The following is a 22,386-nucleotide window of genomic DNA, read 5'->3' on the forward strand; positions in this document are numbered from 1 at the left end:
GTGGAGCAAGGCAATGAAATTCATCAGTCGTATCGTGCTGGCAGCGGCACTCGTCAGCTCAGTGGCCATGTCGGGCTGCGCCTACAACAGCAGTTCGCCCGACGTCTATACGGCATCGCAGGCGCAACGTGAGGAGACCGTCCGCATGGCGACGGTCGAAAGCGTGCGCGGCGTGAAGATCAGCTCGAACAACGGGCAGCCGAGCGGCCTCGGCGCGATCGGTGGCGGCGCACTCGGCGCGGTGGCCGGCAGCGCGCTCGGCGGCGGACGCGGGTCGATTCTGACCGGCATCGTGGGCGGTCTGGCGGGCGCGGTGGCGGGCAATGCGGTGGAGAACTCCACGGCGGTCAAGAACGGTCTCGAGATCACCGTGCGGCTCGATAACGGCGACATGCGCGCCATCACGCAAACGTCCACCGGCGAGGTGTTCCAGGCGGGCGAGCGCGTTCGTCTGCTGTCGAGCGGCGGCGTCACGCGCGTCACGCACTGAGGGTTCTGGCCGGCATCGTCGCCGGTTGGCTTGGAGACCTACATCGCGCATGTGCCGGACGGCACATGCGCTTTTTTGCGTCCGTACGCCACGCGATGGCGATAAAAAACCCGCCGCTGATTTCCCTGGCGGCGGGTCTTGACCGGGTAGCACTACCCGGTCCTGAGACACATCGAGTGTGTCGCGGTGCTTCGTGCTGCTATCGCTTACGGACGGCTGCCCGTCGGGAACGGCCATGCGGCAGCCGGGTTCAACGCCGTCTTGACCGCTGAAGCCGGAGCCGGAGCTGCCGGAGTCGTGGCGGTGGTTGCCGGAGCTGCAGCAGGGGTCTTCTTCGCGGCAGCGGCCTTCTTGACCGGCGCCTTTTTCGAAGCCGGGGCGGCAGCTTTCTTGGCTGCGACGGGAGCTGCGCTTTTGGTAGCAGCAGGAGCAGCGGGCGCTGCGGGTGCGGCCGCAGCCTTCTTCGCAGCAGGCGCCTTCTTGGCAGCGGGAGCCTTCTTCGCCGCAGGGGCCTTCTTCGCAGCAGGAGCCTTTTTCGCGGGGGCTTTGGCAGCGGCCTTTTTCGCAGGCGCCTTCTTCGCCGCCGCCTTCTTGGCCGGGGCTTTCTTCGCTGCGGCCTTCTTCGCCGGCGCTTTCTTCGCGGCTACCTTCTTCGCCGCGACTTTCTTGGCCGCGACCTTCTTCGCTGCGGCCTTCTTCGCCGGCGCCTTCTTGGCGGCTACTTTCTTCGCAGCGGCTTTCTTCGCCGGAGCTGCCTTCTTCGCCGCGACCTTCTTCACCGCGACTTTTTTCGCTGCTACTTTCTTTGCTGCGACCTTCTTGGCCGGTGCCACCTTCTTCGCGGCTACCTTTTTCGCCGGAGCGACTTTCTTCGCCGCGGTTACCTTCTTGGCGGCTGTTTTCTTCACGGCCGGCTTGGCTGCAGCCTTCTTGGCGGCGGGTTTTTTCTTGGCAAGTGCCATCATTTTCTCCTTCAGGTTTCAGATGAGAGTCAGTTCAAACAACACCCTTCGTCAAAACCCGCTTCCCGCATGGGCTTCTCACGACCCACGCTACGAAGCGGATTATTCATCGGCGTACGCTGATGGAGCCCGCTTACGCTAATGAATACGGCAAGGCGCGCCGTGCCCCGAGGCACCGCGCGCCAAATTGAGTCGACACCTAACACCGGTGCCGGCAATCGCTTGATCGAACCGGCGGCTAAGCCGCCGGCATTTTCCGGGGGGAAGTTTGCCCGTCCCACTGAAGGGTTCGCAAAACGCCTGTCTTCTAGTCGGGCCATTGGCCCTCGAGGCGCACTTTGCATCAGGCGACCGTTCTCCTAAACCTTGACTGCAGATGCTCGCGTTGGTCGCGGCGGCACCTGCATCCCATCGATTTCCGTCTGCAACACGTCCTGGCTTGTTGTTATTCCCAGGTCAGCGCGCCGCCCGTTTGATAATCAATCACGCGTGTCTCGAAGAAGTTGCGTTCCTTCTTCAAGTCGATCATCTCGCTCATCCACGGGAACGGATTCTCCTCGTTCGGGTAGAGCGGATCGAGGCCAATCTGCTGGCAACGTCGATTGCAGATGAAGCGCAGGTAGCTCTTGAACATCGACGCGTTCAGGCCGAGCACCCCGCGCGGCATGGTGTCTTCAGCGTAGCGATATTCGAGTTCGACTGCCTGCTTGAAAATGTCGCGGATCTCCGCGCGGAACGCCGGCGTCCACAGTTGCGGTTCTTCCAGCTTGATCTGGTTGATCAGGTCGATGCCGAAATTGCAGTGCATCGACTCGTCACGCAGGATGTACTGGTACTGCTCCGCCGCGCCCGTCATCTTGTTCTGCCGGCCGAGCGCCAGGATCTGCGTGAAGCCGACGTAGAAGAACAAGCCTTCCATCACACAAGCGAAAACGATCAACGACTTCAGCAATTTCTGGTCCGCTTCGAGCGTGCCAGTGGTGAAAGCGGGATCAGTGAGCGTCTGGATGAATGGAATCAGGAACTCGTCCTTCGCGCGGATCGAGTCGACTTCGTGATACGCGTTGAAGATTTCGCTCTCGTCGAGCCCGAGCGACTCGACGATGTACTGATACGCGTGCGTGTGAATCGCCTCTTCGAACGCCTGGCGCAGCAGGAACTGGCGGCACTCGGGCGCGGTGATGTGGCGGTAGGTGCCGAGCACGATGTTGTTCGCGGCGAGCGAGTCGGCCGTCACGAAGAAGCCGAGGTTGCGCTTCACGATGCGGCGTTCGTCGTCGGAGAGGCCGTTGGGGTCTTTCCACAGGGCGATGTCTCGCGACATGTTCACTTCCTGCGGCATCCAGTGGTTGGCACAACCCGCCAGATATTTTTCCCACGCCCACTTGTACTTGAACGGCACGAGCTGATTGACGTCGGTCTTGCCGTTGATGATGCGCTTGTCGGCGACGTTCACGCGGGCTTCGCTCGCGGCGGCGATGGCGGAGGCTGCTGCGGGAGCGACGAAGTCGTTGGAGAAGATGTTGCTTGCCGAAGGTGTGTGGAGAGCGGCGTGTGAAGCAGCTTGATGACCGGTGCGCGAAGCTTCCTGCATGCCGGCAACCGCACTCGCGGCGTTGCGCAACACGTTAGGTTGCGAAGCGCTCGACGGAGCTACGGCAGTGGTCTCGTCATCCCAGTTGAGCATAGATTCTCACCATCAATTTAGATCGGTTTGTACCATCTTTTCATGAGCGATAAAAGACCTTGCTCATGAAAATTCCTGTTTTGTGTTCGCGTTGCTACTTGCATACAACACTTTGCTCAACGCATCGTGTGTGAAGGCTCTCGCGATGTGTGCCGCTGCTTGATCGAAGCGGTCGTCATCGAGCTTCGTTGCATGCTTCAAGCGTCGACTTGTTGCCTCGTGATGCGTTGCTTCGAGTGCGTTGAAGAGAGCGAGACGATGAAGCGTTCATCGCTTCGATGACGCATGTCGCGCAGCGTGCGATGCACCTCGCTTGCAAGGCGGTTGATGCTGCATCGAAGCGTTCGTTTCAGTGCCTGCGAACCCGCTTTCCCGCGTCCGATGCGTTGCCGAAGTTTAGCATCGGCAGCCTCGAAATTCCACTAGATATTGGGCTGTTTTTCGGTTGAACCACTAGCTATAGTAGACGTCAGCGTGCCCTGTCAAGCCCTGCCGGAGCACTCATCGCTTCCTCAATGGCTCCAGCAACGAGCGCAAATTGTTGTGATCGATCTCGTGCATGAGCGCGAGCAGTCGCCCGAGTTGTCCCTGCGGAAAACCCTCACGCGCGAACCACGCGAGGTAGTTGCCGGGGAGGTCCGCGAGCACGCGTCCCTTGAACTTTCCGTAAGGCATCGTCTGCGTGACGAGGCGCTGCAAATCTTCCGGGTCCATGTCGTTCGATCCTTCATGTCGATGCTTCGTGTCGATGAGCCGCGCAGTATCGCCCATGCGCTCGCGGAGCGTGCTCCATCCCTCAGCGGCTGCTCCATATCGATGCCATAATCGCCGCTCCCGCCGCGAAGAGACGTCCCTCGATTCTCCATGCCGCTCGCCATCAAAGCTTTCGTTGCCCCTCTCATCGTCGCGTGCGCGATGTTCATGGAAAGCGTGGATGCGAATGTCATCGTGACGGCCATTCCCGCGATGGCCCGCGCGTTCGGACGAGACCCCGTCACGCTGAAGATCGCCGTCACGAGCTACGTGCTCGGCCTCGGCGTGTTCATCCCAATCTGCGGCTGGGTCGCCGACCGCTTTGGCGCCCGCACCGTCTTTCGCACCGCCATCGGCATCTTCGTCATCGGCTCGCTGCTTTGCGCGGCCTCCAATTCGCTTGCGACCTTCACGCTCGCGCGCTTCGTGCAGGGCGTCGGCGGCGCGATGATGGTGCCGGTTGGCCGCATCATCATCTTCCGCTCGGTGCGCCGCTCCGAGTTCATCCGCGCGATGAACTACCTGAGCGTCCCGGCGATGCTCGGCCCCGCCGTCGGACCGCTGCTCGGCGGCTTCATCACGACGTACCTGCACTGGCGTCTGATCTTCTTCATCAACATTCCGATCGGGATCGTGGGCATCTATCTGACGAACCGCTATATCGCCAACTCGCGCGAGGAGCATCCGGGTCCGCTCGACTGGTTCGGCTTCTTCCTCTCGGCGACGGGCGGCACGCTGCTCTTGCTCGGGTTGTCGCTGGTGGGCGGCGAGCTGGTGCCGAACAGCGTCGCCGGTGCGATGTGCGCGGGCGGCGCGGTGATGGTCCTGCTCTACTGGCTGCACTCGCGGCGCGCGTTGCGGCCTCTGCTCGACTTGCGCTTCTTTCGCGTGCCGACGTTTCAGGCAAGCGTGCTCGGCGGGTCGCTGTTTCGCATCGGGCTCGGTGCGGTGCCGTTCCTGCTGCCGCTCGCGTTGCAGGAAGGGCTCGGGATGACGGCGTTCAAGTCCGGATCGATCACGTGCGCGTCGGCGTTCGGCGGGATGTTCATGCGTTCGCTGGCGTCGCGGGTGCTGCATCGGTTCGGGTTCCGGCAGACGCTGATGGTGAACGCGGCGCTCTCGGGTATTGCGATCGCGGCTTGTGGGATGTTCTTTCCCGGCACGCCGACCTGGGTCATCTGGGCGGTGGTGCTGCTCGGCGGGTTTTTCCCGGCGCTGCAATTCACGAGCCTGAACTCGCTCGCTTATGCCGAGATCGAGACGCGCGACGTCGGCCGCGCGACGAGCCTCGCGAGCTTCGTGCAGCAGGTGTCGCTCGGGCTCGGCGTGACGATCGCAGGAATCGCGCTGGAGATGTCGCAGAGCATGCACGGACACCCGACCTTGCTCTGGGCGGATTTCTGGCCGGCGTTCTTTGTCGTCGGTGCGTTCTCGTTCTTCTCGATTCCGGTGACGGCGCGGCTCCCTCGCAATGCCGGATTGGAAATCTCGCGCGGCTCGCGGGGCTGAGTCGGTATCGATGTCACGCGGCGAACTCCCGTGCCTGCCTTTTATAGGCGCTGATACAAGCAAATATAAGAACATCTCGCTGAAGTAGGCGGCAACAAAGGCACAGAAGTAGGAATTCTCGTATTTCAACGGGTTTGCCAATCGCCAATAGTGCGTGTCCGCGCCGTCTCGGCGCTCGCCCGCCGCATCAAGGTACTTCAGTCCCGCTCGCGGTCCAACCTGTGCTGCACCACCGCGACGCTCCGTTCATGATCGACAAAAGGCGAGTCCTCATCGCCGCCCTTCTTTGCCTGCCCGTCGCTCGTGCGTCCGCTCAGGAGGTCTTGCGCGCTCTGCCCGGAGGCGCCCAAAGGCTCCAGGAACAGCAACTCAACGCTACGCAGGACGCCGCGACTGCGCGTCCGACCGTCCTTGCTCCCAGCGCATCCGAGCCATCCGCGCAACTTCAATTTCCGCTCGAAGTGCCCTGCGAAACCATCCAGGAAGTCGAGTGGCGAGGCTCCGGCGAATTCGCGTGGCTCGTTGCGCAAACGCCGCTCGAAGGCGCGTGCATCGGGCCGCAAGGCGCACGCGTCCTGCATGACTGGCTCGCGCGGGCGTTGATCGCACGCGGCTACGTCACTTCACGTGTGAACGTCCCGGAAGCCGGATTGAAAGACGGGCGCATCGTGGTCGAGATCATTCCCGGCCGGATTGGCAAAGTACGAGACGAAGGCGGCATCGGCTGGCACCGCGCCGCCTTCCCCGCCGGCACGGGTGATCTGCTGAACGTGCGCGATCTCGACCAGGCGCTCGAGAACATGCGCCGCCTGCCAGGACAAAGCGGCGTGGCTTTCGACGTGGTGCCGGGCGCCAACTTCGGCGAGAGCGATATCGTCGTGCAGCATCCAGACTCGAAGCGCTGGCACGTGGTGCTAAGTGCCGACAACTCGGGCATCGACGCGACCGGGCGCAATCAGCTCGGCGCGATCGTGGCCCTCGATTCACCACTGCATCTCTACGACCAGTTGATCGTCAGCGCGAGCACCGATGCGAAGCTCAACGACCACACGCGCGGCTCGCAGGCCAGGAGCGCTGCGTGGAACGTGCCCATCGGCTATGCGTCGTTTTCGATTGGCGTGAGCGAATGGTCGTCGAAGCAGACCCTCGATGCCATCGGTCCGGATTATCCCTACGAAAGCCGCACGCGCCGCATGGAAGCCGGCATCGGCTTCGCACCCTACCGCTCGGGCGACAAGAAAGGAACGCTGCAATTCAAGGTCGTCCGCCGCCAGGACAACGCGACGCTCGGCGGCGCCGAGATCGGCGTCCTCAAGCATGACATCACGGGCTACGACGTGAGCTTCAGCCATCAGCAGGCGCTTGCGCACGCTTCAGTGGTCGCCGGCGCGGGCGTGAGGGGAAGCTTTGCCGGGGTGAGCCGCTCGCCCGGGTACGTCTATGGACAAACCGACTGGAACGGACGCTACCGGATCGCCACCATGAGCGCGTCCGTGGACGCGCCGTTCAGCATCGGCGAGCGCAGCTTCGCCTACCGCGGGTCCTTTCTTTTTCAATATTCGCCGACTCCCGTGCCCTCGACCGAATACCTGCAGATCGGCGGCCGCTACACGGTGCGTGGCTTCGATGGCGATTCGACGCTGTCCGCCGAAAGCGGGTGGATCTGGCGCAACGAGGTCGCGACTGGCGTGGCTGCAGGCGCAGAAGCGTACGTGGCGCTCGATGCCGGACGCGTCCACGGCACGTCGGCCGCGCAATTGAGCAACCACGAACTCGTCGGCACTGCGCTCGGCGTGCGCGGTGCATACCGGAAAGTCGGCTACGACGTCGCACTCGGCCTGCCCCTCGTCAAGCCGCCGTCATTCGGGACACGGACACCTTGGCTCAACGTTTCGCTCACTAGCCGCTTTTGAGCTGTCTTGCGGCGCTTTTCCAACCGGAGACTGTCTTCCAGTAAATCGTCAATGGCTTTTCTCGCCCTATCAAGGGCGCACTCACTCATTTTCAGCTTTAGGAAACTTATGAAAAACACTCGACAGTCCGAAAACAATGTACCGGCGATCAGCCGCAACAAAATCGCCATCGCGCTGATGTTCGCGGCGCCTGCGCTTGTCGGGCTCTACGCGTCGGCCGCTGCGGCGCAAGCGCTCAGCGCCGACGCAGCGGGCGCCAACCGTCCGGCCATCGGCGCTGCGGCGAACGGAACGCCGATCGTCAATATCGTCGCGCCGAACGCCGCAGGCGTGTCGCACAATAAATTCACGCAATACAACGTCGGCCTCGCCGGCCTGATCGTCAACAACAGCAGCACGGCCGCACAAACACAGCTTGGCGGTTCAATCGCCGGCAACGCACAACTCGGCGCGACCCCCGCCAAGGTGATCCTCAACGAAGTGACCGGCGCGAGCGCGTCCAGCCTTAACGGCACGACCGAGATCGCCGGACGCGCGGCTCATCTGATCGTCGCCAACCCGAACGGCATCACCGCAAACGGCGCGAATTTCGTGAACGCAACCCGTGCCACGCTCACGACGGGCCAAGCCAGGTTCGACACCGCGGGCAATATCGCAAGCATCGACACGACGAAGGGCCGCATCGACATTCAGGGCGCCGGTCTCGACGCGCGCAATATCGACCAGCTCGACCTGATTGCGCGGGGGATCGAGGTCAATGCTGCGGTGCAGGCGAAAAAGCTGGTCGGCGTGGCAGGCGTGAGCCGGCAAGACCTGCGCACGGACACGACGAGCGGATCGAACTCCGGCCTCGTTGGCCAAGGCGCCGAACCGTCTGTCGCCATCGACGTGTCGCAGCTCGGCAGCATGTACGCCAATTCGATCCGACTCGTGGGGGGACAAGGCGGCATGGGCGTGAATGGCGCTAATGGTGCTAATGGTGCTAATGGTGCGAACGGCACCGGCGGCAATGGCGGCAATGGCGGCAATGGCGGCAATGGCGGCACCATCATCATCGGCAACAACAGCGGCACCATCGTCAACTCGGGTAACGGTGGTAACGGTGGTAACGGTGGTAACGGTGGTAACGGTGGTAACGGTGGTAACGGTGGCAACGGTGGCAATGGTGGCAACGGTGGCAACGGTGGCAACGGTGGCAACGGTGGCAACGGTGGCAACGGTGGCGCGATCAGCGTACAGGGCCGCATCGCCGCACAGGCCGGTGATGTGTCGCTCTCGAGCGGATCAGTCGCGATTGCAAAGGGCGCGACCGTATCGGCGACGAACGGCGTCTCGGTTTCCGGCGGCGCTCGCAACCAAGGCTTTATCTCCGCGACGACCGTTTCAGTCGCAGGTTCGCTCGACAACAGCAGCGGCATCGTGCGATCAAGCGGCAAGACGACCGTCTCAGGCTCGACGCGGAACGCGGGCGGTTCGTTCGATGTCGGTTCGGCGGCCTTCTCCGGCTCGCTCGACAACACAGGCGGCACGATCAAGTCGGCGGGCAAGCTGAATGTGTCCGGCAGCGCGACCAACACGAACGGTGAAATCGACGCGAAGGGCATCGCCGTAGCCGGGTCGCTGAACAACACCGCCGGACGAGTCCACTCGGGCGCGTCGATCGACATCAGCGGCAGCGCGAAAAACAACGCGGGAACGATTGAATACGTGAAGGCATTCAATGCCAACGGCAAAACGGGCGGCACCGTTACCAAGGTCAAGAGCTGAGCCTGACTGCTGGCGACCCGCGCATGACATGAGGCCTCGTTGAAGAATCCTTTGCATTACGTAGCCGCCGTGGCCGATGCGGCGCCCCCTTTGCCCGCCAGTTGAAAGCAACGGGGAGCCAATACATCGACTGCGCGGTCGCCATAGATTGCTGAAACACAGACTGGTTGTGAAATACCGGGGGCGGACCGAGCGCGCCATGGTCCGCACCCGCATCCAACTCACTTTTTCAGAGTCAATAGAACAACAATGAAGCATTCGTCCAACGCACACCACCTCGCACCTTCGAAGTGCACCAAGCTAACGGCCGCCCTGATGCTGGCGGCGGGCCCGGCGATCCTGGCGTTCCACGCGCCGATCGCGAGCGCCCAGGCGCTCACCGCTGCCGGCGGTGCCGGCAACCGCCCGGCCATTGCCGTGGCGGCGAACCGCACGCCGGTTGTCAACATTGTCGCGCCGAACGCCGCAGGTGTATCGCACAACAAGTTCACCGACTACAACGTCGGCGCGGCGGGCCTCGTGCTCAATAACAGCAACAAGATCGTCCAGTCACAGCTGGCGGGCCGCGTCGCGGGCAATACGCAACTCGGCGCGACGCCCGCCAAGGTCATCCTGAACGAGGTGACGGGCGCGAACGCCTCGAATCTCAATGGCGCGACCGAAATCGCGGGGGGCGCGGCGCATCTTATCGTCGCGAACCCGAACGGCATCACGGCCAACGGCGCGGGCTTCATCAACGCAACGCGGGCTACGCTCACGACCGGTCAGGCCAGATTCGACGCCGTCGGCAACATCGCGAGCATCGACACGACGACGGGCCGCATTGACATTCAGGGCAAGGGACTCAACGCACGCAACGTCGACCAGCTCGACCTGATCGCGCGCAGCATCGAAGTGAATGCGGCCGTGCAGGCCAGGAAGCTGGTCGGCGTCGCAGGTGTCACACGGCAAAACCTCGGCACCGACACGACGACCATCGGTTCGAACATCGGCCTGAAGGGGGAAGGCCCGGCGCCGGTCGTCGCGATCGACGTGTCGCAGCTCGGCAGCATGTACGCCGATTCGATCCGCCTTGTCGGCTCGGCCGATGGCTTGGGCGTGAACGGCAACGGCGCGGCGCGCACTTCGATCGTCGCACCCCAGCAAGGCATGATCGGCGGTACGGTCAATATCGGCGGTAAGGTGGTGGCGAACTCATCGGCGGCGGTTTCTGGCCGCAAAGTGAACATTGCCAAAACCGGCGTGTTGTCCGCGACCGGCCAGAACCTTTCGATCGCCGGCGATGTGAGGAACGAAGGCCTGCTTTCGGCGAATACGGCGATGTCCGTCAACGGCGCGCTCGACAATCGCGGCGGCCAGTTGACGACCGGTCGACAAGGAACGCTCGCGGTGTCGGGCGAAGCGCTGAACAGCGACAACGGGAAAATGACGATCGGCTCGGGCACTTTTTCGCAATCGCTCGAGAACCGCTCGGGTGAGGTTCGGGCGAATGGCGCGCTCAAGGTGGCGCGGGACCTGGACAACTTCCACGGTTCGATCAACACCACCGGCGATATCGGCATTGGCGGCGATCTGATGAATGAGGAGAGCACGGTCGCGACGAAGGGGTCACTCAAGGTCGGTGGCTATGCATGGAATGAAGGCGGGCGTATCTTCGTCGGCCGCGATGTGAGCATCAAGCATCTGGTTGGCAGAGGCATTTCCATGCCTTCTGTGACTGGTGACGCGCCGGTGGCGGTTGCGCAGGATGGCTTCCAGTTCATCCCGACCGGTCGCCCGGTGACTGGCGCTCCGGTCGTCGTAGTCGATACGCGTCCGGCGCCCGTGGGAACGCCGACAGCTCGCCCCGTTCCGCCCGTGGTGGTCGATATCCGTCCGGCGCCTGTGGGAACGCCCGCGACTCGCCCCGTTCCGCCCGTGGTGGTCGATATCCGTCCGATGCCTCCCGTGAGCAGCAAGCCTGTCACTACCGCCAGCAGATGATGAGCAAGCGGGCGCGTCGCCGCGTGACCGGCGGCTCGCGTTGAGTATCAATGTGAGGCTGATGTTACGCATCAGCCTCATTTTCTTGCCATGACGCAATGAGTACGGGAGAGCGCCTCCGACGCCGCCAACTAGAATGGAATTTTCGAGTACGGAAACAAGCTCCGGATTCAGAACCCCGTCGGCGGGCATGTCGGCCAAATCGGGGAAGCCTTCATCGACTGAGGTTCGCCGGACTAAAAGTGCGCTTCGCGGTAGCTCATGCCCGCGCGGTCTAGTCGCACCGTAGCGTCGAATTCGCGTTTCTGGAGCGCGACGCTGCGGCTGCGAGACGCGCCTGACAAGGCGCGCGCGAGGCCCCCTATCGGCCGGCAAGACTTCGCTCGGTCAGCGCAACACACGCTCGACCCACACGGCGCCCAACCGGGCCGATCACTTCATTTCACTTCTGTAAAAAGCGCCGCCCGATCCGCCAGAACCGCGCCCCCATCAAACAACTTCGCTTACTGACAAGCCTCACACTCATCGAAGCCCGGATCGCCGGGCCGCATCATGCAGACCGGACCATCGGCTTCTGGCGCAGCCGCTGCAACCGCAGCCGCATTGAATCCGCCCGTCGCCGACACGCCGCCAACGCCGCCGCCCGTGCCGAATCCCGCGCCCGAGCCTCCGCCCGCACCCGATTCCCCCGACGGCACCGAATTCAGCGCACCGTGCGCCACCGTCGACTTCTCGACGCTCGTCGCCGACATCGTGCGGAGGTAGTACGTCGTCTTGAGACCGCGCAGCCACGCCAGCTTGTACACCTCGTCGAGTTTCTTGCCCGACGCGCCCGCCATATAGATATTCAGCGACTGCGCCTGGTCGATCCACTTCTGGCGCCGCGACGCTGCTTCCACGACCCACTTCGCGTCGAGTTCGAACGCTGTCGCGTAGATCGCGCGGAGGTCGGCCGGGATGCGGTCGATGCGCGAAAGCGTGCCGTCGAAGTACTTCAGGTCGGAGACCATCACTTCGTCCCACAGGCCGCGCGCCTTCAGGTCGTGCACCAGATAGTCGTTCACCACCGTGAACTCGCCCGACAGATTCGACTTCACATACAAATTCTGGAACGTCGGCTCGATACACGCGGAGACGCCGATGATGTTCGAAATCGTCGCCGTCGGCGCGATCGCGACGCAGTTCGAGTTGCGCATGCCGTGCGTCGCGATGCGCGAACGCAGCGTCGCCCAGTCCATCGTTTCGCTTTCGTCGACTTCCACGTACCCGCCGCGCTCTTCGGCCAGCAGCTTCAGCGAATCCTGCGGGAGGATGCCGCGATCCCACAGCGAGCCGCGATAGCTCGAATACCGGCCGCGCTCCTGCGCCAGTTCCGTCGACGCGTAGTAAGCGTAATAGCAAACCGCTTCCATCGACCGGTCCGCGAACTCGACCGCTTCCTGCGACGCATACGGCGTGCGCAGCAGGTGCAGGCAGTCCTGGAAGCCCATGATGCCCATGCCGACCGGACGATGTTTCAGGTTCGAGTTACGCGCCTTGGCGACGGCGTAGTAGTTGATATCGATGACGTTGTCGAGCATGCGCATCGCCACGCTGATCGTGCGCTTCAGCTTGTCGTGATCGAGCGCGAGCGTGCCATCGGCCTGCTTCGCCAGGTGGGCGACGAGGTTCACCGAGCCCAGGTTGCAGACAGCAATTTCCGTGTCGCTCGTGTTCAGCGTGATTTCCGTGCACAGGTTCGACGAATGCACGACACCGACGTGCTGCTGCGGCGAACGGATATTGCACGGGTCCTTGAACGTGATCCACGGATGGCCGGTTTCGAACAGCATGCCAAGCATCTTGCGCCACAGTTGCGCCGCCGGAAGCTTCTTGAACAGCTTGATCTCGCCGCGCGCCGCTTTCTCTTCGTAAGCCGTGTAAGCCTTCTCGAACGAAGCGCCGAACAGGTCGTGCAGGTCCGGGCAGGTCGCCGGCGAGAAGAGCGTCCAGTCGCCGCCTTCGTGCACGCGCTTCATGAACAGGTCGGGAATCCAGTTCGCCGTGTTCATGTCGTGGGTGCGTCGACGGTCGTCGCCCGTGTTCTTGCGCAGTTCGAGGAATTCCTCGATGTCCAGGTGCCACGTTTCCAGGTACGCGCAGACCGCGCCCTTGCGCTTGCCGCCCTGATTCACCGCGACGGCCGTGTCGTTCACCACTTTCAGGAACGGCACCACGCCCTGCGACTTGCCGTTCGTGCCCTTGATATGCGAGCCGAGCGCACGCACGCGCGTCCAGTCGTTGCCGAGGCCGCCCGCGAATTTCGACAGCAGCGCGTTTTCCTTCAGCGCTTCGTAGATGCCGTCGAGGTCGTCGGCGACGGTCGTCAGGTAGCAAGACGACAGTTGCGAGCGGCGCGTGCCGGAGTTGAACAGCGTCGGCGTCGACGACATGAAGTCGAAGCTCGACAGCACGCCGTAGAACTCGATGGCGCGCGCTTCGCGGTCGATTTCGTTGAGCGCCAGACCCATCGCGACGCGCATGAAGAATGCCTGCGGCAATTCGATGCGCTTGCCTTCCGTGTGCAGGAAGTAGCGGTCATACAGCGTCTGCAGGCCGAGATAGCCGAATTGCAGGTCGCGATCGGCGTCGAGCGCGGCGCCCAGGCGCTTCAGGTCGTACTGCAGGAGCTTGTCGTCGAGCAGTTCCGCTTCCACGCCCTGCTTGATGAACAGCGGGAAATATTCGGCGTAGCGCTCGCTCATTGCGCCTTGCGGAACCTCCTCTTCCAGGATTTCGCGACGGATCGTGTGCAGCAGGATGCGCGCCGTGACCTGGCTGTATGCCGGGTCCTTCTCGATCATCGTGCGGGCGGCGAGGATGGCCGAGTCGTAGACCTGGCTCATCGGCACGCCGTCGTACAGGTTCTTCACCGTTTCCGCGACAATCGGATCGGCGTTGACCACATCGCCCAGGTTCGCGCACGCCTCGACGATGCGTGCCTTCAGCGCATCGAGGTCGAGCGGACGGCTGATCCCGCCGTCGATCACGTTGATGCCGAGCGCATTCGCCTTCACTTCCGGCGCGTGCGCGCGTTCCTGCGTGCGCTTCTCGCGATACAGCACGTAGGCGCGCGCGACGTTGTGCTCGCCGCCGCGCATCAGCGCAAGCTCGACCTGATCCTGAATGTCTTCGATATGGAACGTGCCGCCGTTCGGACGGCTGCGCACCATCGCGCGCACGACGCTTTGCGTCAGTTGCTCGACGAGTTCGCGCACGCGCGCGGATGCCGCGCCCTGCCCGCCGTTCACGGCGAGGAACGCCTTCGTTACGGCGATCGCGATCTTCGACGGCTCGAACGACACCACGGTCCCGTTACGACGGATGACTTTGTAGTCGGCGAGCGTCGTGTTCGGCGCGAGCGCCTGGGCGCCCGGCTGTTGCTGGCCGCCCGCGGCGCGCGCGGATGCGCCTTCGTAGGAGGTCGTGGCGTTGTCGGTGGTTTGCATGTGCAAAACTCCTGGTGTTCGATGGTGCGGAACGTCCGCGATGGGTTGGTTCAAGTTCGCGCCGGGTGCGTCACCGGTGCGGACCTCTGGAAACTGAAAACGGTCAGCCGGAGCAACAGATTTTGTTCGGGCTGCGCCGTTTTTGCCCGACGCTTTTCTGCGATGGGTGGCTTTCATCGACTGTGTGGCCTTCTCGGTGCTGCGTGCTCGCGGTATTGCCGGCCGTGTTGCCGGCGGATTCGCGGGACGCCGTTGCTACGCTTCTGCTCGCAGCCGCGCCCGGTTCTGGTTTGATTTCATGACCGCGCGGCCGCCAACAATCACTACCCCGTAAAGCCAACGGCGCCGACTTTTGGGAAGGGCGCCGCTTGAACGACACAAGATGTAGTGCAAATTGCGTCTCTAGGCACCAAGTATAGTGGACCTCGGCGCAGTCTCAAAAAGATTTATTTGCCTGTCGAATGCGCGGGCGGGGTTGACTTTTGCTTCGCCAAAGCACGGCAAGGCCTCGGGCTTCCTCGTGCTGCGACGCAACGAGAATGCCCTTACGCGTGATCGAGGTACGGGAAGAAGCGCGGCGCAAGGCCGCTCGCCTGTCGCAGGCGCGGCCAGTCGAAGTGAGGGCCAGGATCGGTTTTGCGGCCGGGCGCGATGTCGGAATGGCCGGCGAGCGCATCGATCGGATAGCGGGCTGCGAGCACGGTCACCAGTGCAGCGAGCGCGCCGTATTGCGCCGATTCAAACGGGCTGTGGTCGCTGCCTTCCAGTTCGATGCCGATCGAAAAATCATTGCAGCGCTCGCGCCCGCAGAACGTCGAGACGCCCGCGTGCCACGCGCGCTCGTTGCAAGAAACATATTGCTCGACCGCGCCGTCGCGGCGAATCACGAAATGCGCCGATACGCGCATGCCGCGCAGTTGATCGAAGTACGGATGCGCGCCGTGGTCGAGCGTGTTCTGGAAGAAATCGCGGATCGCGTTGCCGCCGAAGTCGTCGGGCGGCAGGCTGATGTTGTGGACGACGATCAGCGTCGGCAGGATCGCGCCGGGTCGCGCCTCGAAATTCGGCGACGGCAGGCGCGTCGCGGTGGAAAGCCAGCCGTCGGCATCGACCGAAGCCTGGGCTCCGGCGTGCGGCGCTGGCGTCATCGGGCGTCGCGGCCCGTCGGGCGAGCCGCGTAACGATGCGCGTGATCGGAGCAGCAGAAGCGCTTGCCCGCTACCACGAGCGATTCGCTGCTCGGCGTGTGCACGCCGCACTGGGCGCAGCGCACCAGCGGATCGGTGAGTTGCGGTGCGTCGCCGGGCGCACGGCCGCTGCGGCGGTAAGTGGCGCCCGCCGTGCCCGTGCTGTTGCCCGCGCCCGGTTGCGGGCCGGTTTGCGCGGTGCGCTCGGTGGCGCGCCGCAGCTTGCGGAACACCCACTGGCTCGCGAAGAACAGGAAGATCAGAAGCAGGATTTGTCGCATGGCGTGACTAATATAAGTAGGCTGTCCGGCTCAGACGACGGCACGGTGCAGCAGCACTTCGAACACGAAGCGGCTGCCGACATAAGCGAGCAGCAGCGCGACGAACGAAGCGAGCACCCAGCGCAGCGCGGCACGTCCGCGCCAGCCGGAAACGCGGCGCGCGGTCAGGAGCGCGCCGAACATGAGCCACGAAAGGAACGCAAACACCGTCTTGTGATCGAGCTTGAATGCGCGATCGACGAGTTGTTCGTTGAAGGCGATTCCCGACACGAGCGTTAGTGTCAGCAGCACGAAGCCTGCCGCGATCAGCCGGAACAGCAGCTTTTCGAGCGTGAGAAGCGGCGGCAGCGTGTCGAGCCAGCTCGAAAGCCAGCCGTTCGACGTATGGCGCGCCGCCGTGCCACGCATGCCTTGCAGACGCTTCTCGACCATCATCATCAGGATGGCGTGCAGCGCGGCGATCGCGAACAAGCCGTACGCGATGTTGGCGATCAGAAAGTGCAGCTTGAACATCGGCGCGGCGGAATACGGCAGCACGCGCACGCCGCCGAAGACGAGCGGCATCAGCGAGGCGAGACACGCGAGCGGCAGGACCAGGAGTCTCAGGCCATCGAGCGGAAAGAAAAAGCTTTCGATCCAATAGATGCCCGCGCCCAGCCAGAACATGGCCGAGAGCGCGAACGCGAAGCCGAAGACCATCGCGTTCTGGGGAAAGATGGTGGTGTGCAGAAGGACGCCATGCACGAGCAGCGCTATGAATAACAGAGCGCGCCCGATTCCGCTCATGCCCGACGCCTTCGAGGCCCGCGCGCTCGGCACCGGCGCGCCCGCTGGAATGCCCGCCAGCGCGGGCCCGATGGCCGTGTGGCGATGCGCGCGCCAGCCCGCTACGGCAAGTCCGCCGTAGAGAAGCGCAGTGAGGGCATACAGTACAATATCCATGTTCGAAGTTTACACTAGGCCCCGAACTCACGACGTCTTCCCCTCCCGCCGACAAGGGCGGGACCGGGCGCCACGACGAGGCCGCACTCTCTACCGCTCCCCATGCTCGACAATCTGACTCAACGGATGGCGCGCGTCGTCAAGACGCTGCGCGGCGAGGCCCGGCTCACCGAGGCTAACACGCAGGAAATGCTGCGCGAAGTGCGCCTCGCGTTGCTGGAAGCGGACGTCGCGCTGCCGGTCGTGCGCGAATTCATCGCGAAGGTGAAGGAAAAGGCGCTCGGCGAAGAAGTCATCTCCAGCTTGTCGCCGGGACAGGCGCTGGTCGGCGTCGTGCAGCGCGAGCTGACGGCCGTGATCGGCGGCGATTACGAAGGCAAGGCCGCCGAGCTCAATCTCGCCGTCGCGCCGCCGGCCGTGATCCTGATGGCCGGCCTGCAAGGCGCCGGCAAGACCACGACCACCGGCAAGCTCGCCAAGCTCCTGCGCGAAAAGCACAAGAAGAAAGTGCTGACGGTGTCCGTCGACGTCTACCGCCCCGCCGCGATTCAGCAGTTGAAAACGGTGACCGAGCAGGTCGGCGCGGACTTCTTCCCGTCGGAGCCGAACCAGAAGCCGGCGGATATCGCGCGCGCGGCCGTCGACTGGGCGAAACGCCACTACAACGACGTGCTGATCGTCGATACGGCGGGCCGGCTCGGCATCGACGAAGCGATGATGAACGAGATCAGCGAACTGCATGCGCTGCTGAAACCGGCTGAAACGCTCTTCGTCGTCGATGCGATGCTCGGCCAGGACGCCGTCAACACCGCGAAAGCGTTCAACGACGCGCTGCCGCTTACCGGCGTCATCCTGACCAAGCTCGACGGCGACTCGCGCGGCGGTGCGGCGCTTTCCGTGCGTCACGTGACGGGCAAGCCGATCAAGTTCGTCGGCGTCGCGGAAAAACTCGACGGGCTGGAAGTCTTCCACCCGGACCGGATGGCGAACCGGATCCTCGGCATGGGCGACATCATGGCGCTCGTCGAGGAGGCGCAGAAAGGCGTCGATACGAAGGAAGCGCAGAAGCTCGCCGACAAGGTCAAGAAAGGCGGCGACTTCGACCTGAACGACTTCAAGGCGCAGCTTTCGCAGATGAAGAACATGGGCGGCCTCTCGTCGCTGATGGACAAGCTGCCCGCCCAGTTCCAGCAAGCCGCGCAAGGCGCCGACATGGGCGTCGCCGAGAAGCAGATGCGCCGCATGGAAGGCATCATCAATTCGATGACGATTCAGGAGCGCGCGAAGCCCGAACTGATCAAGGCCGCGCGCAAGCGCCGGATCGCGGCGGGCGCGGGCGTGCACGTGCAGGACGTCAACCGGATGCTCAATCAGTACGAGCAGATGCGCGGCATGATGAAAAAGCTGAAGGGCGGCAATCTGCAAAAGATGATGCGCGGCATGAAAGGCATGATGCCGGGCATGCGTTAAGCAGCGTTTTTCGGAACCCGCGCCCCGCAGCCGAACTGCGGCAAGCGCGGGTTTATCATAAGGCGCTCGCCGCCGTTTTTTCCCACACTAAGTATTCACGCCACCGCGCCGTTTCCCTTATGAATCGCGAAGAAGCTCTCCACATTTTCAGCCACTCCGAAGAGATCGTTTCGGTGGCCGAGGTCAACGCGTCGATCGGGCGCATGGCGCAGGACATCCGGGCGGCGACGAGCGAGGAGTTTCCGCTCGTGCTCTCCGTCATGGGCGGCGCGGCGGTCTTCACCGGCATGCTGCTGCCACATCTCGATTTCCCGCTCGAATTCGATTACATCCACCTGACGCGCTATCGCAATGCGATCAAGGGCGGCAGCGAAATGCAATGGCGCGTGGCGCCGGCGGAATCGGTGAAGGATCGCGTGGTGCTCGTGCTCGACGACATCCTCGACGAAGGTGAAACGATGGCCGCGATCCGCGACCGCATCATGGCGATGGGCGCGAAGCAGTTCCTGTCGGCCGTGCTGTGCGAGAAGATCATTCCGAAGACGAAGCCGCTGCGTCCGGACTTCTGCGGATTCGAAGTGCCGGATCGCTACGTGTTCGGCTGCGGGATGGATGCGAAAGGCTATTGGCGCAACCTGCCGACCATTCGCGCGCTGACCGAAGGCGCCTGATAGCGCTTCTAGTCGCGCAATTAAAAAGCGGCCGCGGCCGCTTTTTTTACAACTGATGCACGAAAGTCCGTATCCCGGTCAATATCATCTCGACCGATATCGCGACCAGCACCAGCCCCATCAGCCGCTCGAACGCGGTAACCGCGCGCTCGCCCAGCCAGTGCTGGATCTTCTCGGCGAGCATCAGCACGATCGCGCAGACAATCATCGTGACCGTCAGCGCGCCGATCCATTCCATCATCTTCCCCGGCGCCTGCGACGTCAGCAGCATCACCGTCGCCAGCGCCGACGGACCCGCGAGCGCAGGAATCGCGAGCGGCACGATCAGCGGCTCGCCACCGCGCGAATCGCCGCCCATCGGGCCGTCGGGATGCGGAAAGATCATCCTGAGCGCGATCAAAAACAGCACGATCCCGCCGCCGATCCGAAGCGACAAGTCGGTGAGACTCATCGCGCGTAAAAAGCGGTCTCCGACCAGCATGAACAGCAGCAGGATGCCGAACGCGATCGCGATTTCCCGCAAGATCACGATGCGCCGCCGCTCGGCCGCCACCCCGCGCAACGCGTTGATGAAGATCGGGATGTTGCCGAGCGGGTCGGTGATCAGGATCAGCAGGACGGTCGCCGACAGGAAGTTGTATTGCACGTTACTTGGCCAGGGCCGCGCGCACCTTCTCGATCACCACGCCCGCCGCGTCATCCACCGGGAGCAGCGTGGCTTCGGTGTCGCGGCGGCCCTGGTATTCGAGCTTGCCCTCCTTCAAGCCCCGGTCGCCGATCACGAGCCGATGCGGCACGCCGATCAGTTCCCAGTCGGCGAACATGACGCCCGGCCGCTCGCCGCGATCGTCGAGGATCACGTCGATGCCGGCTTCCTGCAGCGTCGCGTACAGCTTGTCGGCCTGCTCGCGCACCGCGTCGCTCCGGTCGTAACCCATCGGGCACAGGACGACTTCGAACGGCGCGATCGCTTCCGGCCAGATGATGCCCTTGTCGTCGAAGTTCTGTTCGATCGCCGCGCCCAGCACGCGCGTCACGCCGATGCCGTAGCAGCCCATCTGCATCGGCGCGGGCTTGCCGTTTTCGTCGAGGAACGTCGCGCCCATCGAATCGGAATACTTCGTGCCGAGCTGGAATACGTGACCGACCTCGATCCCACGGCAGATCGCGAGCGTACCCTTGCCGTCCGGCGACGGATCGCCCTCGACGACATTGCGGATATCCGCCACCACCGGCTCCGGCAGGTCGCGGCCCCAGTTCACGCCGGTCGTGTGGAAATCGACGTCGTTCGAACCGACGACGAAGTCGCTCATGTTCGCGACCGTGCTGTCCGCGATCACCTTCACCGGCTTCTTGGTGCCGATCGGGCCGAGATAGCCCGGCGGCGTGCCGAACCAATCGATGATTTCCTGCTCGGTCGCGAACCGGTAGCCGGCAAGGCCGGGCTGCTTGTTCGCCTTGATGTCGTTGAGCGAGTGATCGCCGCGCAGCATCAGGAGCCAGATGGTCGGCTCGGCGCCTTCGTTTTCGGTGGCGAGAACGATCGACTTGATCGTGCGCTCGAGCGGAATGTTCAGATATTCCGCGACCGCCTCGCACTTCGCCTTGCCGGGCGTCGGGGTCTTTTTCAGCTCTTCTGCGGGCGCGGCGCGCGTCGCGGAGAGCGGCAATGCGTCGGCGGCTTCGACGTTCGCCGCGTAATCGGAGTCCGGGTTGTACGCGATGGCGTCCTCGCCCGTATCGGCGATCACGTGGAATTCGTGCGAGCCGCTGCCGCCGATCGAGCCATTATCGGCCGCGACCGCGCGGAATTCGAGCCCGATGCGCGTGAAAATGCGCACGTATGCGTCGAACATCTTGCGATACGACTCGGCGAGACCGCCCGTGTCCTTGTCGAACGAATACGCGTCTTTCATGATGAATTCGCGGCCGCGCATCACACCGAAACGCGGACGGATTTCGTCGCGGAACTTCGTCTGAATTTGATAGAAATTCACCGGCAACTGCCGATAGCTCTTGATCTCGCGACGCGCGATGTCGGTCACGACTTCCTCGTGCGTCGGCCCGACCACGAAATCGCGCTCGTGACGGTCCTTCATGCGCAGCAGTTCGGGGCCGTATTGCTCCCAGCGGCCCGATTCCTGCCACAACTCGGCCGGCTGCACCGCAGGCATCAGCAACTCGAGCGCGCCTGCGCGATTCATCTCTTCACGCACGATGGCCTCGACCTTGCGGATCGAGCGCAGCCCGATCGGCAGGTAATCGTAGATACCGCCCGCGACGCGGCGGATCATGCCGGCGCGCATCATCAGCTTGTGGCTGACGATCTCGGCGTCGGCGGGAGCTTCTTTCAGGGTGCCGATGAAGAAACGTGATGCTTTCATTGAGGAAATTTTCCAAAAGCGGAGCGCGCCGGACTGCCGGAAAGGCGGCGTGAAGGCGTGCAAGACGGGTGAAATCGGGATGGCCGGCGGAAAGAAGAATCTGCCGCTGGCCGGAATGCTCGGCGAAAGGCGTACCCGGATTCGGGTTCGTGCCGGTGCGCCAGGCCCGTTATCTGTTTATAATCAAAGCAATTTTAAAGGATTCGAAGGTGGTTGTATGCTCGATCGTGAAGGCTTTCGCCCGAACGTCGGCATCATCCTCTTGAACGCGCACAACGAAGTGTTTTGGGGTAAGCGGCTGCGTGAACATTCCTGGCAGTTTCCGCAAGGGGGCATCAAGTACGGCGAAACCCCTGTGCAAGCGATGTATCGGGAGTTACACGAAGAAACCGGTTTGCTTCCGGAGCACGTCAAGGTCGTGGGTCGAACCCGCGACTGGCTGCGTTATGAGGTGCCGGACAAGTTCATCAAGCGCGAGGTGCGCGGCCATTATCGTGGCCAGAAACAGATCTGGTTTCTGCTGCGAATGGTAGGCCGCGATTGCGACATCTGCCTGCGTGCGACTGATCATCCGGAGTTCGATGCCTGGCGCTGGAACGAGTATTGGGTCCCGCTCGATGCGGTGATCGAGTTCAAGCGTGACGTTTATCAACTGGCGCTCACCGAGTTGTCGCGCTTCTTACGGCGAACCGCCGCCAGAAGCGAACGCGGCGAGCGCGTCGCACATCATGGACCGCGCTACCCGCGCGTCATCCAGACGATGACGATCGAAGCACCCTCGGTTTCCGCGGCCGGCACCGCGGTTGAGGCAGAATGCTCGATCGAGGAAGTGCATGTTTTCGCGCAGCGTCCGTTGCACGACTGACACCGCCCTTTCTTGCAAATTTTTCCACTCAGTA

18 protein-coding genes are annotated in these 22,386 nt (G+C 63.2%); 8 read left to right on the top strand and 10 right to left on the bottom strand.

Annotated elements, in window-relative coordinates; translation table 11 throughout:
* The first annotated feature begins 13 nt into the window (after positions 1-13).
* Positions 14-490 (top strand): outer membrane lipoprotein, encoded by a 477-nt coding sequence (locus AWB65_RS15385; RefSeq protein WP_087667979.1) that lies wholly within the window; start codon positions 14-16, stop codon positions 488-490.
* A 206-nt stretch (positions 491-696) separates the two neighbouring features.
* Here the strand turns inward: AWB65_RS15385 and AWB65_RS15390 are convergent, their stop codons facing one another.
* From AWB65_RS15390 to AWB65_RS15405, 4 genes are all read right to left on the bottom strand, one after another.
* A complete protein-coding gene (locus AWB65_RS15390) occupies positions 697-1,452 on the bottom strand; it encodes a histone H1-like repetitive region-containing protein (RefSeq protein WP_087667980.1) in 756 nt (251 codons plus the stop codon).
* Positions 1,453-1,481: 29 nt separating this feature from the next.
* Positions 1,482-1,796 (bottom strand): hypothetical protein, encoded by a 315-nt coding sequence (locus AWB65_RS36940; protein WP_087654749.1) that lies wholly within the window; start codon positions 1,794-1,796, stop codon positions 1,482-1,484.
* Positions 1,797-1,897: 101 nt separating this feature from the next.
* On the bottom strand, positions 1,898-3,139 hold the full coding sequence (locus AWB65_RS15400; RefSeq protein WP_087667981.1) for a ribonucleotide-diphosphate reductase subunit beta: 1,242 nt from the start codon (positions 3,137-3,139) through the stop codon (positions 1,898-1,900).
* Positions 3,140-3,640: 501 nt separating this feature from the next.
* Positions 3,641-3,853, bottom strand: coding sequence for a DUF3820 family protein (locus tag AWB65_RS15405; protein WP_087654751.1), 213 nt, complete (start codon positions 3,851-3,853; stop codon positions 3,641-3,643).
* Between the two features lie 150 nt (positions 3,854-4,003).
* Between AWB65_RS15405 and AWB65_RS15410 the strand changes: the two genes are divergently transcribed.
* The 4 genes from AWB65_RS15410 (at position 4,004) to AWB65_RS15425 (ending at position 11,064) form a co-directional block, all read left to right on the top strand.
* Positions 4,004-5,401, top strand: a complete 1,398-nt coding sequence (locus AWB65_RS15410) for an MFS transporter (RefSeq protein ID WP_087667982.1) — start codon at positions 4,004-4,006, stop codon at positions 5,399-5,401.
* A 323-nt stretch (positions 5,402-5,724) separates the two neighbouring features.
* Complete coding sequence (locus tag AWB65_RS15415; RefSeq protein ID WP_159907637.1) at positions 5,725-7,314, top strand: ShlB/FhaC/HecB family hemolysin secretion/activation protein; 1,590 nt, start codon at positions 5,725-5,727, stop codon at positions 7,312-7,314.
* Positions 7,315-7,422: 108 nt separating this feature from the next.
* The gene (locus AWB65_RS15420; RefSeq protein ID WP_159907642.1) at positions 7,423-9,081 is read left to right on the top strand and encodes a two-partner secretion domain-containing protein; all 1,659 of its coding nucleotides are present in this window, start codon (positions 7,423-7,425) and stop codon (positions 9,079-9,081) included.
* 249 nt (positions 9,082-9,330) lie between these two features.
* Complete coding sequence (locus AWB65_RS15425; protein ID WP_087667985.1) at positions 9,331-11,064, top strand: two-partner secretion domain-containing protein; 1,734 nt, start codon at positions 9,331-9,333, stop codon at positions 11,062-11,064.
* Between the two features lie 503 nt (positions 11,065-11,567).
* On the opposite strand, the gene AWB65_RS15430 is transcribed toward AWB65_RS15425, so the two are convergent.
* The 4 genes from AWB65_RS15430 to AWB65_RS15445 form a co-directional block, all read right to left on the bottom strand.
* Positions 11,568-14,552 carry a ribonucleoside-diphosphate reductase subunit alpha gene (locus AWB65_RS15430; RefSeq protein WP_087667986.1) on the bottom strand — a complete coding sequence of 995 codons (2,985 nt, stop codon included), beginning with the start codon at positions 14,550-14,552 and terminating at the stop codon, positions 11,568-11,570.
* A 545-nt stretch (positions 14,553-15,097) separates the two neighbouring features.
* A complete protein-coding gene (gene ampD, locus AWB65_RS15435) occupies positions 15,098-15,700 on the bottom strand; it encodes a 1,6-anhydro-N-acetylmuramyl-L-alanine amidase AmpD (protein WP_087667987.1) in 603 nt (200 codons plus the stop codon).
* Positions 15,697-16,020, bottom strand: a complete 324-nt coding sequence (locus AWB65_RS15440; RefSeq protein WP_087667988.1) for a PP0621 family protein — start codon at positions 16,018-16,020, stop codon at positions 15,697-15,699. Before AWB65_RS15440 ends, ampD begins: the two co-directional genes overlap by 4 nt.
* Positions 16,021-16,050: 30 nt before the next feature.
* A complete protein-coding gene (locus AWB65_RS15445; RefSeq protein ID WP_087667989.1) occupies positions 16,051-16,962 on the bottom strand; it encodes a cytochrome C assembly family protein in 912 nt (303 codons plus the stop codon).
* Between the two features lie 102 nt (positions 16,963-17,064).
* Here AWB65_RS15445 and ffh point away from each other — a divergent pair, with 102 nt between their 5' ends.
* Together ffh and AWB65_RS15455 are read left to right on the top strand one after the other, a co-directional pair.
* The gene (gene ffh, locus AWB65_RS15450; protein ID WP_087667990.1) at positions 17,065-18,432 is read left to right on the top strand and encodes a signal recognition particle protein; all 1,368 of its coding nucleotides are present in this window, start codon (positions 17,065-17,067) and stop codon (positions 18,430-18,432) included.
* A gap of 119 nt (positions 18,433-18,551) precedes the next feature.
* A complete protein-coding gene (locus tag AWB65_RS15455) occupies positions 18,552-19,103 on the top strand; it encodes a hypoxanthine-guanine phosphoribosyltransferase (protein WP_087667991.1) in 552 nt (183 codons plus the stop codon).
* Positions 19,104-19,149: 46 nt separating this feature from the next.
* Here AWB65_RS15455 and AWB65_RS15460 read toward each other — a convergent pair whose 3' ends face one another.
* Positions 19,150-19,749 carry a MarC family protein gene (locus AWB65_RS15460; protein WP_087654759.1) on the bottom strand — a complete coding sequence of 200 codons (600 nt, stop codon included), beginning with the start codon at positions 19,747-19,749 and terminating at the stop codon, positions 19,150-19,152.
* 1 nt (position 19,750) lies between these two features.
* Positions 19,751-21,487 (bottom strand): proline--tRNA ligase, encoded by a 1,737-nt coding sequence (locus AWB65_RS15465; RefSeq protein WP_087667992.1) that lies wholly within the window; start codon positions 21,485-21,487, stop codon positions 19,751-19,753.
* A gap of 217 nt (positions 21,488-21,704) precedes the next feature.
* Between AWB65_RS15465 and AWB65_RS15475 the strand changes: the two genes are divergently transcribed.
* Complete coding sequence (locus AWB65_RS15475) at positions 21,705-22,352, top strand: RNA pyrophosphohydrolase (RefSeq protein ID WP_087667994.1); 648 nt, start codon at positions 21,705-21,707, stop codon at positions 22,350-22,352.
* Positions 22,353-22,386 lie beyond the last annotated feature (34 nt).

This window comes from Caballeronia humi, assembly GCF_001544475.1.
Classification (GTDB): domain Bacteria; phylum Pseudomonadota; class Gammaproteobacteria; order Burkholderiales; family Burkholderiaceae; genus Caballeronia; species Caballeronia humi.

Coding starts and splice junctions, on each gene's coding strand:
- AWB65_RS15390 (WP_087667980.1), bottom strand. CDS start 1,452: ATGGCACTTGCCAAGAAAAAACCCGCCGCCAAGAAGGCTGCAGCCAAG.
- AWB65_RS15440 (WP_087667988.1), bottom strand. CDS start 16,020: ATGCGACAAATCCTGCTTCTGATCTTCCTGTTCTTCGCGAGCCAGTGG.
- ampD (WP_087667987.1), bottom strand. CDS start 15,700: ATGACGCCAGCGCCGCACGCCGGAGCCCAGGCTTCGGTCGATGCCGAC.
- AWB65_RS15420 (WP_159907642.1), top strand. CDS start 7,423: ATGAAAAACACTCGACAGTCCGAAAACAATGTACCGGCGATCAGCCGC.
- AWB65_RS15400 (WP_087667981.1), bottom strand. CDS start 3,139: ATGCTCAACTGGGATGACGAGACCACTGCCGTAGCTCCGTCGAGCGCT.
- AWB65_RS15455 (WP_087667991.1), top strand. CDS start 18,552: ATGAATCGCGAAGAAGCTCTCCACATTTTCAGCCACTCCGAAGAGATC.
- AWB65_RS15385 (WP_087667979.1), top strand. CDS start 14: ATGAAATTCATCAGTCGTATCGTGCTGGCAGCGGCACTCGTCAGCTCA.
- AWB65_RS15410 (WP_087667982.1), top strand. CDS start 4,004: ATGCCGCTCGCCATCAAAGCTTTCGTTGCCCCTCTCATCGTCGCGTGC.
- AWB65_RS15465 (WP_087667992.1), bottom strand. CDS start 21,487: ATGAAAGCATCACGTTTCTTCATCGGCACCCTGAAAGAAGCTCCCGCC.
- AWB65_RS36940 (WP_087654749.1), bottom strand. CDS start 1,796: ATGCAAAGTGCGCCTCGAGGGCCAATGGCCCGACTAGAAGACAGGCGT.
- AWB65_RS15445 (WP_087667989.1), bottom strand. CDS start 16,962: ATGGATATTGTACTGTATGCCCTCACTGCGCTTCTCTACGGCGGACTT.
- AWB65_RS15430 (WP_087667986.1), bottom strand. CDS start 14,552: ATGCAAACCACCGACAACGCCACGACCTCCTACGAAGGCGCATCCGCG.
- AWB65_RS15405 (WP_087654751.1), bottom strand. CDS start 3,853: ATGGACCCGGAAGATTTGCAGCGCCTCGTCACGCAGACGATGCCTTAC.
- AWB65_RS15425 (WP_087667985.1), top strand. CDS start 9,331: ATGAAGCATTCGTCCAACGCACACCACCTCGCACCTTCGAAGTGCACC.
- AWB65_RS15475 (WP_087667994.1), top strand. CDS start 21,705: ATGCTCGATCGTGAAGGCTTTCGCCCGAACGTCGGCATCATCCTCTTG.
- ffh (WP_087667990.1), top strand. CDS start 17,065: ATGCTCGACAATCTGACTCAACGGATGGCGCGCGTCGTCAAGACGCTG.